10 protein-coding genes are annotated in these 12,079 nt (G+C 40.1%); 7 read left to right on the plus strand and 3 right to left on the minus strand.

All coding sequences use genetic code 11. The features are described 5' to 3' along the window. Positions 1 to 172: 172 nt before the first annotated feature. The 5 genes from Q0X72_RS03495 (at position 173) to pyrF (ending at position 6,167) form a co-directional block, all read left to right on the plus strand. Complete coding sequence (locus Q0X72_RS03495; RefSeq protein ID WP_297762058.1) at positions 173 to 2,359, plus strand: glutamine synthetase III; 2,187 nt, start codon at positions 173 to 175, stop codon at positions 2,357 to 2,359. Between the two features lie 79 nt (positions 2,360 to 2,438). After that, positions 2,439 to 3,617: an AIR synthase related protein gene (locus Q0X72_RS03500; protein WP_297762060.1), complete on the plus strand. Its 1,179-nt coding sequence runs from the start codon at positions 2,439 to 2,441 to the stop codon at positions 3,615 to 3,617. A gap of 51 nt (positions 3,618 to 3,668) precedes the next feature. Then, on the plus strand, positions 3,669 to 4,094 hold the full coding sequence (locus tag Q0X72_RS03505; protein ID WP_297762062.1) for a ubiquinol-cytochrome c reductase iron-sulfur subunit: 426 nt from the start codon (positions 3,669 to 3,671) through the stop codon (positions 4,092 to 4,094). Between the two features lie 159 nt (positions 4,095 to 4,253). Further along, positions 4,254 to 5,330 (plus strand): peptide chain release factor 1, encoded by a 1,077-nt coding sequence (gene prfA, locus Q0X72_RS03510; RefSeq protein WP_297762064.1) that lies wholly within the window; start codon positions 4,254 to 4,256, stop codon positions 5,328 to 5,330. A 6-nt stretch (positions 5,331 to 5,336) separates the two neighbouring features. Continuing rightward, complete coding sequence (pyrF, locus tag Q0X72_RS03515; RefSeq protein WP_297762066.1) at positions 5,337 to 6,167, plus strand: orotidine-5'-phosphate decarboxylase; 831 nt, start codon at positions 5,337 to 5,339, stop codon at positions 6,165 to 6,167. Here pyrF and Q0X72_RS03520 read toward each other — a convergent pair. Next, entirely contained in the window at positions 6,164 to 6,358 is a 195-nt protein-coding gene (locus tag Q0X72_RS03520; protein WP_297762068.1) for a hypothetical protein, read from the minus strand. The two genes, pyrF and Q0X72_RS03520, sit on opposite strands and share 4 nt — an antisense overlap. A 201-nt stretch (positions 6,359 to 6,559) precedes the next feature. Here Q0X72_RS03520 and Q0X72_RS03525 point away from each other — a divergent pair, with 201 nt between their 5' ends. After that, the gene (locus Q0X72_RS03525; protein ID WP_297762070.1) at positions 6,560 to 7,066 is read left to right on the plus strand and encodes a hypothetical protein; all 507 of its coding nucleotides are present in this window, start codon (positions 6,560 to 6,562) and stop codon (positions 7,064 to 7,066) included. A 306-nt stretch (positions 7,067 to 7,372) separates the two neighbouring features. Here the strand turns inward: Q0X72_RS03525 and Q0X72_RS03530 are convergent, their stop codons facing one another. Beyond that, a complete protein-coding gene (locus tag Q0X72_RS03530; protein WP_297762072.1) occupies positions 7,373 to 8,344 on the minus strand; it encodes a carbohydrate kinase family protein in 972 nt (323 codons plus the stop codon). 153 nt (positions 8,345 to 8,497) lie between these two features. Continuing rightward, the gene (purU, locus tag Q0X72_RS03535) at positions 8,498 to 9,349 is read right to left on the minus strand and encodes a formyltetrahydrofolate deformylase (protein WP_297762074.1); all 852 of its coding nucleotides are present in this window, start codon (positions 9,347 to 9,349) and stop codon (positions 8,498 to 8,500) included. Positions 9,350 to 9,492: 143 nt separating this feature from the next. On the opposite strand from purU, the gene Q0X72_RS03540 reads away from it, so the two are divergent. Continuing rightward, positions 9,493 to 12,079 (plus strand): methylmalonyl-CoA mutase family protein (locus Q0X72_RS03540; protein WP_297762075.1); only part of this gene is annotated, 2,587 nt, incomplete at its 3' end.

Raw genomic sequence — 12,079 nt, forward strand, 5'->3', positions numbered from 1 at the left:
AAATAAATTATTTTATATACATCCATTAAAAAATAGGGGGTATTTATCAATAAAATCGACATAATTATTAACACCCCTTTTTTTTATAGGGTAAATTATATAAAATGATATTTTTAGGGGGGATATCTATGAAATGTTTAATTTTGCCTCCAGATAAATAAATTTGCTGACAATGTCCAATATAAGATTCAATGCCATCCTTCAAAGTTCTCAACATAAAGAGATTTCAGTAGTGGAAAATACGCGAAGGTCTGAGGCCTTTGGAGTGAACGTTTTTAACACGGATCGCATGATGCAATACCTTACAAAGGATGCCATGAATAGTGTAAAGAACGCCATACAAACAGGATCTCAGATAGACAGAAAGATTGCAGATCAGATCGCAGAAGCCATGAAGGCATGGGCTATGTCCATAGGAGCTACACACTATACACATTGGTTTCAGCCCTTGACCGGGGCTACGGCTGAAAAGCACGATGCTTTTTTTGATCTCTTACCAGATGGTAAGGCCCTTGAAAAATTTGGAGGGAGTCAGTTGGTTCAACAAGAGCCGGATGCATCTAGCTTTCCCAGTGGAGGTATTCGAAATACTTTTGAAGCCAGAGGATATACAGCCTGGGATCCTACTTCACCTGCATTTATCTACGGCACAACTCTTTGTATACCTACAATATTTGTTGCTTATACCGGAGAAGCACTAGACAACAAGGCACCTTTGCTAAGGGCTTTACATGCTGTGGATGAATCTGCAACAGCAGTGGCCAGATACTTTGATAAGAATGTAAATAAAGTGATGGCCACCTTGGGCTGGGAGCAAGAATATTTTTTAATAGACAAGTCCGTGGCCAATTCCCGACCAGATCTGGTCCTTACAGGCAGAACTTTGGTAGGCCATTCTGCGGCGAAAGGACAACAGCTAGATGATCACTACTTTGGGGTAATACCTCTAAGAGCCCTCAATTTTATGAAGGATCTGGAAATGGCATGTACCAAATTAGGGATTCCGGTAAAAACAAGACATAATGAAGTAGCACCCAATCAGTTTGAACTTGCTCCGGTTTTTGAAGAAGCCAATTTGGCAGTAGATCACAATTTACTTTTAATGGATGTGATGGAAAAAGTTGCAGACCGTCATAACTTTAAAGTGCTCTTTCATGAAAAGCCATTTGCGGGGATCAACGGATCCGGTAAACACAACAACTGGTCCCTGGCTACTGATACTGGAGTAAACCTTTTAAGCCCGGGTTCTACTCCGATGAAGAACTTGCAGTTCCTTACCTTTTTTGTAAATACAATTAAGGCTGTGGATACATATGAGGAATTATTAAGAGCTTCCATAGCTTCTGCCAGTAATGATCATCGTCTTGGGGCTAATGAAGCACCGCCTGCCATCTTTTCAATTTTTATAGGGAAGCAATTGTCTAGCGTATTAGACGAATTAGAGGGAGTTTCTAAAGGAAAACTGTCTCCGGAGGAAAAAACGGAACTAAAATTAAATGTAGTTGGGAAGATTCCTGAGATCTTGTTAGATAATACAGATCGAAATCGTACCTCACCTTTTGCTTTTACCGGAAATAAATTTGAGATGAGGGGAGCGGGCTCCAAAGTGAATTGTGCCAAACCAATGACCGTTCTTAATACAATTGTGGCAAGACAACTCATCGACTTTAAGAAAGAAGTAGATGCCCTTGTAGATAAGAAGAGCCTAAAAAAGGACGAAGCTATTTTTAACATACTCCGGGAGTATATAAAATCTTCTAAAAGAATTAGATTCGATGGAGATGGGTATAGTGAAGCCTGGCAAAAAGAGGCTGCTAAAAGAAAGCTAAGCAACAATAAAACTACCCCACAAGCCCTGAATATTTTAACTGCAAAAGCAAGCCTCGATCTCTTCAAGGATATGAATGTAATGAGTGAGGTAGAAGTGCGCGCCAGACAGGAAGTAGATCTGGAGAATTATATTTTGCAAACACAGATCGAAGGAAGGGTGTTTAATGAACTTGTCAATACGCATATTATACCTGCGGCTATTACTTATCAGAATCAAGTCATAGAAAATGTAAAGGGCCTCAAAGAGGTTTTTGGAGCTGGCTATAAAAAAATGGCGGAAGGCCAATTGGCAATCCTGGAAGAACTATCTACTCATTTGGGTGCTACTAAGAAAAAATCGGATGCCATGATAGAAGCTCGTAAAAAGGCCAACGCCGGCCAAGATGTTCATAAGAAGGCAATGGCCTATTGCAATGATGTTAAGCCGTATTTTAATGATATCCGTTACCATTGCGATAAATTAGAACAACTCGTAGATGACCAGAGTTGGCCATTGGCAAAATACCGGGAGCTTTTATTTATTAAATAAATTAAAAACTGTGCAGAAAGCCTTTCGGGCTTACCCAGATTTTATAACATTCCCCTATTTTTGCTGTAAATAATTTCCCATGAGTACGCCCATTAGTAAACGATATCACCAACGTGGAGTTTCCGCTTCTAAGGAAGATGTGCATAAGGCCATTAAGAATATTGACAAAGGACTCTACCCAAAGGCTTTTTGTAAAATAGTAGCAGACACCCTGACCAACGATAAGGAATATTGTCTGGTGATGCATGCCGATGGCGCTGGAACCAAATCTTCCCTGGCTTATATGTACTGGAAAGAAACAGGGGATCTGTCTGTCTGGAAAGGGATTGCACAAGATGCCCTGGTCATGAATTTGGATGATCTTTTATGTGTGGGAGTCACTGAAAATATTTTGCTTTCCTCAACCATTGGGAGAAATAAGAACCTTATTCCCGGAGAGGTTATAGAAGCCATCATATCTGGTACTGAAGAATTGATCAAGGAAATGGCAAACTATGGAGTACATATTCAATCTACAGGAGGCGAAACTGCGGACGTGGGTGATCTTGTTAGGACCATCATAGTAGATTCAACGGTAACAGCGCGTATAAAACGAGAGAAAGTAATAGACAACGCCAATATTAAGGCCGGTGATGTCATCGTAGGCCTGGCTTCCTTTGGACAGGCTACCTATGAAGCGGAATACAATGGAGGTATGGGAAGTAACGGGCTCACCTCTGCCAGACACGATGTATTTTCTAAAGTACTGGCAAAAAAATATCCCGAAAGTTATGATCCCTCTGTCCCTGAAGACTTGGTGTACTCGGGTCAGAAAGGACTAACAGAAGATGTTGAAAATGTGCCGCTAGACGCTGGTAAATTGGTTCTTTCCCCAACTCGTACCTATGCACCCGTGATCAAAAAGATGCTGGAACAATTTGACGCAAAAGATATCCATGGGATGGTGCACTGCAGTGGTGGCGCACAAACAAAAATATTACACTTCATAGATCAGTTTCATATCATCAAGGACAATCTATTCCCAATTCCTCCTTTGTTTAAACTTATTCAGGAACAATCTAAGACAGACTGGAAGGAAATGTACCAGGTATTTAATTGTGGACACCGCATGGAATTGTATGTAAATGAGGATATAGCAGCCGATCTTATTGCTATTTCTGAAGGTTTTAATATCCCGGCTCAAGTTATAGGAAGGGTAGAGGCACATCCTGCCAAAAAGCTCACGATCAATAGTGAATTTGGCACCTTTACCTACTAAGACATACGATTCTTTTTAATGCTGCGTTCTTTTAAAAAGAAATCTTGTGTTATGGAAAGAAAAGCATTTTTAAGAACCCTTGGTGCGGGAGCCGCATTTGCTCTAACCTTTCCTTGTGTACAAGGATGTTCCAAGGATAATGAGGGTGGCCTGCCAATCCCAACAGGGGTTGATTTTACGATCGACCTAACCTCTAGTGAAGGAGCCCAACTACAGAATAATGGGGACTTTATTCTAAAGAATGAGGTTGTGGTAGTTAAGAACCTTCAAGGCAATTTCATTGCTGCAAGCCAGATATGTAGTCATCAACAGACAGATCAGGTGCGTTTTATTGACGACGATGGAGGAATTTTCTATTGCTCTACCCATGGTTCCCGGTTCTCTCAGAATGGAACCCCCTTGAATACCATTACAAATAATCCACTTAAGATCTTCAACACTGAGTTGAATGGGGATATTTTACGGGTATTTGAGTAACTCCTCTCATAAAGTTAACTTCTTCCTGTAGTAGATTACTTCCATGGCGATTCCTTTAAAATGGGCCAATTGGTGCGGTTTTCTATTTGATGCCATTTAATTTATTATCAACTATTGCTCCTAAATGTTGTAAATTAGCCGCGTAAGGGAAGAAAGAACATGATAGATAAATTAAATATTATAAAGCAGCGTTTTGATGAGGTTTCGGACCTTATCATACAACCTGATATTATTACAGATCAAAAAAGATACGTTCAATTAAACAAGGAATACAAGGACCTCAAGGTCCTAGTAGATAAAAGAGACACTTATATTGAGTTAAAGAACAATCTTGAAGAAGCAGAGGAGATCATATCTGCCGGGGCTGATCCTGAGATGATTGAAATGGCCAAAATGCAATTGGATGAAGCCAAAGCAGCTCTGCCGCTGTTAGAAGACGAAATTAAATTTTTACTGATCCCAAAAGACCCAGAAGATGCCAAAGATGTGGTGATGGAGATCAGAGCAGGTACAGGTGGTGACGAGGCGAGTATTTTTGCAGGAGATCTATACAGAATGTATGCAAAATACTGTGAGTCTAAAGGCTGGAGAACAAATATTATTGACTTAAGCGAGGGAACCAGTGGAGGATACAAAGAGATCCATTTTGAAATAACAGGTGATGACGTATATGGCACCTTAAAATTTGAAGCCGGAGTGCATCGCGTTCAAAGGGTTCCTCAAACAGAAACACAAGGCAGGGTGCACACCAGTGCCGCTACCGTTATGGTCTTGCCAGAGGCGGAGGACTTTGATGTACAGGTAGATCCAAAAGATGTACGAGTCGATTTTTTCTGTTCTTCAGGACCCGGGGGACAATCTGTGAACACTACCTATTCTGCAGTAAGACTAACCCATATCCCTACCGGATTAGTGGCACAATGCCAGGATCAAAAGTCGCAACACAAGAACAAAGAAAAGGCCTTTAAAGTACTGCGGTCTCGTTTGTACGATATGGAATTGCAGAAAAAACAGGAAGAGGATTCTGCCAAGCGAAATTCACAGGTAAGTAGTGGTGATAGATCTGCCAAGATAAGGACCTATAACTATCCTCAGGGACGGGTTACAGACCATAGGATTGGGCTTACGCTATACGATCTTCAGAATATTATCAACGGCGATATTCAAAAGATCATAGACGAGCTAATGCTCGTAGACAATACTGAAAAATTAAAGGAGGCTTCTGAAATTTTTTAATACCCTATGACTACAGAGGAGTTAGTAGCGCAGATTTATCTCAAAAAATCATTTTTGTGTATCGGCCTCGATACCGACCTGGAGAAGATACCTCCTCATCTCCTTAGTGAAGCAGATCCTATTTTCGCTTTTAATAAGGCCATAATTGATGCAACCCACCACCTCTGTGTTGCCTATAAACCCAATACGGCCTTTTATGAAGCATATGGTCTTAAAGGATGGAAATCACTTTCAAAAACTATTGAATATCTGAATGACTCGTATCCCGAGATATTTACGATAGCCGATGCAAAAAGAGGGGATATTGGTAATACAGCTACCCGCTATGCGAAGGCATTTTTTGAAGCACTAAATTTTGATTCAATCACCGTGGCCCCTTACATGGGTCGCGACTCAATTGAACCTTTTCTGGAATTTGAGAGCAAGCATACAATTCTTCTTGCTTTAACTTCCAATCCGGGTGCATTCGACTTTCAAACTCAAAAAGTAGACAAAACTGAATTATATAAAAAAGTGCTGCAAACTTCAAAGGCCTATAAGAATTCTGAAAACCTGATGTTTGTTGTTGGGGCTACCAAAGCAAGCTATTTAAAAGAGATAAGGGCTATAGTTCCGGATCATTTTCTATTGGTTCCGGGCGTTGGTGCACAGGGAGGCAAGTTAGATGAGGTATGCCGCTTTGGTCTGAACGAAAAAGTTGGTCTATTGATCAATTCTTCAAGAGGTATCTTATATGCTTCCAGGGGGAGGGATTTTGCTGAAAAGGCAGCAGAAGAAGCTGGTGTACTACAACAAGGAATGAGTAATGAATTGAAAAAAAAGAAGTCGGGTTCCTAAACCAATTCTTCGAGTATTTTTTTTAGACTACGCGCTTTGCGATCAAAAAACTCGCCCATTTGTGTTCCTACATATTGAGTATCTGAAGCCATAGTAGCAAAGGAATTATAAAAACTTTCTACTCTATCAGAAGCATGAGATCCACTTGTTATATGGGTAGTTGCCCCAACTTTGCAATTTTGGTTTTCCATTGTAATTTTCTTTTGTATAAAGATACGTATGAATAGGTTCTTTAGTTTTTTAGGAATAGGGGATTCAGCTAAAATTGAGGTTATTTATCTAATATTTAACGTTCTGGTTGCATATCCTTAACAACTCGAACAATAATGCTTAGTAAAATCACAAAATTCACTGGACGGTTTTGTATCTTAAAAAGCTAATTATAAAATTCAATGAGAAATATAATAACAGGATTTATACTGATTCTTTCTATCACGATATCAGTAGCTCAGAATACACCTTGTGCTTGTTGCACGGAAGCTCATTCCGAATTTGATTTTTGGATTGGGAATTGGGATGTCACCTTGCCCAATGGCGCCAAAGCCGGAGAAAATACAATTGTAAAGGAACATGGGGGATGTGTGATTAAAGAAAGTTGGACAAGTGCAAACGGAAACTTCACCGGAACGAGTTTCAACTACTATAATACCAAAACAGAACAATGGGAGCAACTTTGGTTAGATGTTGCCGGAACCATTTTAAAACTCAAAGGGAAAAGAGTAAATAACCAAATGATACTGCGGTCCGATGCTGTATTACGGGAAGATGGAACTTCCCAGGTACAGCAGATCACTTATACTTTAAATGAAGATGAGAGTATTCGGCAACTATGGGAAGTGCTACAAGATGAAGATTCAGTTAGCGTTCTTTTTGATGGCTTGTATAAGAAAAAAATATAAGGCTCAGAGAAAAGGATATAAGTTGAGATTTACGCATAAAAAAACCGGCCACTACACCGGTTTTTTAAACTAACTAACTCAAAAATACTAACTCAAATAATACGGGTAAAAAATATTTTTTTTGGTCCTTTTGGGAGTAACTTACGTTTTTTTTTGAAAGTTACCTTTGACGGACTTATGTAGCTAACGGAAATAGGATTAAATTATTGCAACTTTCTAAGTTCAAAAGTCACTTTTTGTCGTAAAAACACTAATAATTAATGGTTTATAGATGTATTTGACATGCGAAAAGAGAAGTAGTTTTCTCTAGCTGTCGTAATATTCGGAGATCAGGGCCTCAGTGTCTTCTTTAGATTTGAATACATCAAAGGTCTTACCCTGAGTACGCAGGGCGCCTAAAGCATTCGCAAACTGAGCGGCCTTAACAGGATCATTGTAAACGGCAAAACCATAGGCTAGTCCTCCCGCAAAGGAGTCTCCGCAACCGGTTGTATCTACCACATGATCCACATAGACAGATTTTATAAACTGTTTTTTTACGTCTTTGCCTTCTTTAGTATAGAAAACACACCCTTTGGCATCTAAGGTTACATAAAAGAATTTAACCCCTTTCTTAAGGACATAGGCAGCCATCTCATCTAGGTGTTCTGTTCTTTCTTCATCATAACTTGTCATCTCTTCTGCAGAATACTCTCTCTTAAACCAGCATGCTTGTGATTCTTCGAGATTCATTTTTAAGATATCTATGTACTTCAGCCATTCATCCATATCTACCCAAAATTTGCGGTAGCGATCCCCGGTCATTCCCATAGAGGTAGTAGGTCCATGAGCGTCAAAAACAACCAGTCCTTTTCTTTTCTTTTTGATAAATTTTAAGGTCCTTAAGGAAATCTCGAAGTCGGTAATAGGAATAAATACATAGGCGTCCATCTCCTCTATATCCTTAATGTCTTTAGGTACTATAGGTCTCATACATGCCGTTTGACGCTCCAAACGATTGTTCTGATCTACGAATTTTAACTCAATAACGGTACCTCTGTCATATTTACTTGAAACAAAGGAGGTATCAATATTTGTGTATGGCTTAAAGAGTTCAAGAATATTTTCGTAATCCACCTCATGAACATGAGATACCGGATATACCGTACCATCATTCCCAAACAGTTTAGCAAGGGCTATAACGGGGTGGGTCACACAGCCATATTTCTTAATGGTCTCCCCATGATGTGTAAAAATCGTATCTCTTGGAATAGGACCAAGAACGGCTATTTTCGTCATATAATTCGGTCTTCTTGAATGCAAATGAAACCTTTTCAGGTTCAATCTTTACATCATAGCATTCTTTTTGAATGGAGGAGTAATTTATGAAAAATAAACGTAGCAAAGAATAAAAAACCGAATGACTGGAGTATCAACCTATTTGTGAAGGAATTAGGAAAAGATCACAGTTTTATTGTTGTAAACCATGGTTTTTCTATTCACATGCAGTTGAACAGCCCTGGAAAGAACAATTTTCTCCAGATCACGTCCTTTATCCACAAAGTCGTGCACCTTATGCACATGCGACACCCTGGCCGTATCTTGTTCAATGATAGGTCCGGCATCTAATTCTTCAGTTACGTAATGACTGGTGGCCCCTATGATCTTAACACCTCGATCAAAGGCAGCATGATAAGGTTTTGCTCCCGCAAAGGCCGGGAGAAATGAATGGTGTATGTTAATGATCTTATTAGGGAATTCCTCTATGAGTGTTGAACTAATGATCTGCATATACCTGGCTAGTACTATAAAGTCTACAGAATGATCCTTTAATAATTGCAATTGCTCTGTTTCTGCCCTGGCCTTGTTGTCCTTCGTTACGGGTATATGATAAAAAGGTATATCAAATTGAGTTCCAATGTATTTTAAATCATCATGATTACTGACAATAAAAGGGATCTCAACCTTTAATTCTCCCGAATAGTACCTACTGAGGAGGTCGTATAAACAATGATTGTACTTGCTTACAAAAAGTGCCATTCTAGGTTTTTCATCCCCAAAATGTACGCTCCATTCCATTTTATAAGTCCGGGCAATACGTTTATCAAATTGATCCTTAAGATTGGTCTCGGAATTTTGAGAATCTGCAAAATCGCTTTCTAAACGCATAAAAAATACCCCGGCTTCCTTGTCCACATGTTGGTCCAGATATATAATATTTCCTCCATTCTCCTGAATGAAACTAGTTACCGTACTGATAATGCCGGTCTGGTCTGGACAATGAATGAGAAAGGTTGCTTTCAATGGTCGCTGCTTTAAGTTCGTAAAATTAGTACAATTGGCCCCACACCCAAATAACAGGAAGAATATTATAAAATTCTAAATGTAAATCAATAATTTTTGCATTTATCGTAAATTGCACCCTTGAAAAGGACTGTTTATTAGAAATGGAGCAAACTAAACCCTATATCCCGAAGAATAAGATCAGAATTGTTACTGCAGCCTCGCTATTTGATGGTCATGATGCGGCTATCAACATAATGCGACGCATTATCCAATCAACCGGAGTAGAGGTGATCCATTTAGGACATGATCGTTCTGTTTTGGAAGTGGTGAATTGTGCCATCCAGGAAGATGCCAACTCAATCGCCTTGACTTCCTATCAAGGGGGGCATAATGAGTATTTCACTTATATGTACGACCTTCTTAAGGAACGAGGTGCAGGGCATATAAAGATCTTCGGAGGTGGGGGAGGTGTTATATTACCCAAAGAAATTGAGGTCTTGATGAAATACGGCATCACCCGTATCTATTCTCCCGATGATGGCAGAACAATGGGATTGCAGGGAATGATCAATGACCTGGTAATGCAATCTGATTATCCTACACCCCCTTTGGTCTTGCCAAAAGGTAAAGATCTGTTAACCTCATTGAAGAACAAGGACATAACTACAATAGCTCGCTTAATTAGTCTGGCAGAGAATGATCAGCAGTCTTTTGAGAATCACTATAAGGGATTACCTCCAACTAAAAAAAAGGTGCCGGTTCTTGGAATTACAGGAACAGGAGGAGCAGGGAAATCGAGTTTGGTCGATGAATTGGTACGCCGGTTTTTATTCGACTTTCCCGAAAAGACCATAGGTCTTGTTTCAGTTGACCCATCTAAACGGAAGACAGGAGGTGCACTCTTGGGAGATCGTATCCGAATGAACTCCATAAATAATGACCGGGTATATATGCGTTCGCTGGCAACCCGCCAGTCTAATCTCGCCCTTTCCAGATATGTAGGAGATGCGTTGAATATTCTCCAGCAGGCAGAATTCGACCTTCTTATTCTTGAAACTTCAGGAATAGGGCAGTCCGATACGGAGATCGTGGAGCACAGTGATATGTCGCTTTATGTGATGACACCAGAATTTGGTGCGGCCACTCAGTTAGAGAAAATAGACATGCTAGATTTTGCAGATCTGGTCGCCATAAATAAGTTTGATAAGCGTGGTTCCCTGGATGCACTCCGGGATGTTCGTAAACAATATACACGTAATAATAACCTGTGGGATGTAGAACCGGAATCTCTTCCTATTTATGGAACTATTGCCTCTCAGTTCAATGATCCGGGGATGAACAGTCTTTATAAGGCCGTAATGCAGCAATTGGAAGAGAAAACGGGAGCGGAACTGCGGTCTGAGTTCACTGTGGCAATAGATGAACCGGAAAAACGCTTTATTATTCCGCCGGCCAGAACTCGCTATTTATCAGAGATCGCAGAAGCAAATAGAGGGTACGATCTGCAAGTAGATATACAAAGTAGCACTGCACAAACGCTTTATGGGGTCTATAAAACCATTCTATCTGTGGTGTCTGAAAATGAAACGAAGAGCAAAGAAACAACCTTGCCATATATACTGGAGGTGGGCTTAGATGAGGAAGGGCTTTTAAAAGATGTACATGAAGAACATAAAGCCTTTTTAAAACTTCTTATTGCAGAATTTAACAGGAATAAATTAAACCTCGACCCATATCACTGGCAAACAATTATTCAATGGGCATCTAAGGTACAGCGTTATAAAGAGCCGATCTACCAATTTAAAGTGCGAGATAAGGTAATTGATATTGAGACCCATTCAGAGTCGTTGTCTTATACACAGATCCCAAAAGTGGTTCTACCGAGATATCAGGCCTGGGGTGATCTGTTGCGATGGTCCCTGCAGGAGAATGTTCCCGGATTTTTTCCTTACACGGCCGGACTTTATCCCTTTAAACGTACAGAAGAAGATCCTACACGAATGTTTGCTGGAGAAGGTGGGCCCGAACGGACGAACAGACGCTTTCATTATGTTAGCCTTGATCTGAAGGCAAAACGACTTTCTACAGCATTTGACTCCGTTACACTTTATGGTCATGATCCTGGGGAACGCCTGGACATTTATGGAAAGATTGGAAATGCAGGAGTCTCAATCTGTTGTCTTGATGATGCAAAAAAACTCTATTCAGGTTTTGATCTGTCCGATCCCATGACCTCTGTAAGTATGACCATTAATGGTCCGGCTCCTATGTTACTCGCATTTTTCTTAAATGCGGCCATTGATCAGAATTGCGAAAAGTATATAGTAGAACAAGGACTTGAGAAAGAGACAGCCAAAAAGATAAAGGAACTTCTAAAGGACAGTAAGGAAGGTCAACCTACATATTCGGGTAAGTTGCCTGAAGGCAATAATGGTCTAGGACTTATGCTCCTTGGAGTTACCGGAGATCAGGTACTACCGGCGGATGTCTATGAGACTATCAAAAAGAAGACCTTAAAGGAAGTTAGAGGTACAGTACAGGCCGATATTTTGAAAGAAGATCAGGCACAAAACACCTGTATTTTCTCTACCGAATTTGCTTTGCGGCTTATGGGTGACGTACAGGAATATTTTATTGAAAATAAGGTCCGTAACTTTTATTCAGTCTCTATTTCGGGCTACCATATTGCGGAAGCGGGTGCCAATCCTATCACTCAATTGGCCTTTACGCTATCCAACGGATTTACCT

This window comes from uncultured Muriicola sp. (genome assembly GCF_947258935.1).
Lineage (GTDB): Bacteria > Bacteroidota > Bacteroidia > Flavobacteriales > Flavobacteriaceae > Muriicola.

What these genes read in the sequence shown, in the direction of transcription:
- Q0X72_RS03500 (WP_297762060.1), top strand. Translation starts at nt 2,439, where the DNA reads ATGAGTACGCCCATTAGTAAACGATATCACCAACGTGGAGTTTCCGCT.
- Q0X72_RS03525 (WP_297762070.1), top strand. Translation starts at nt 6,560, where the DNA reads ATGAGAAATATAATAACAGGATTTATACTGATTCTTTCTATCACGATA.
- Q0X72_RS03495 (WP_297762058.1), top strand. Translation starts at nt 173, where the DNA reads ATGTCCAATATAAGATTCAATGCCATCCTTCAAAGTTCTCAACATAAA.
- pyrF (WP_297762066.1), top strand. Translation starts at nt 5,337, where the DNA reads ATGACTACAGAGGAGTTAGTAGCGCAGATTTATCTCAAAAAATCATTT.
- Q0X72_RS03520 (WP_297762068.1), bottom strand. Translation starts at nt 6,358, where the DNA reads ATGGAAAACCAAAATTGCAAAGTTGGGGCAACTACCCATATAACAAGT.
- prfA (WP_297762064.1), top strand. Translation starts at nt 4,254, where the DNA reads ATGATAGATAAATTAAATATTATAAAGCAGCGTTTTGATGAGGTTTCG.
- Q0X72_RS03530 (WP_297762072.1), bottom strand. Translation starts at nt 8,344, where the DNA reads ATGACGAAAATAGCCGTTCTTGGTCCTATTCCAAGAGATACGATTTTT.
- Q0X72_RS03505 (WP_297762062.1), top strand. Translation starts at nt 3,669, where the DNA reads ATGGAAAGAAAAGCATTTTTAAGAACCCTTGGTGCGGGAGCCGCATTT.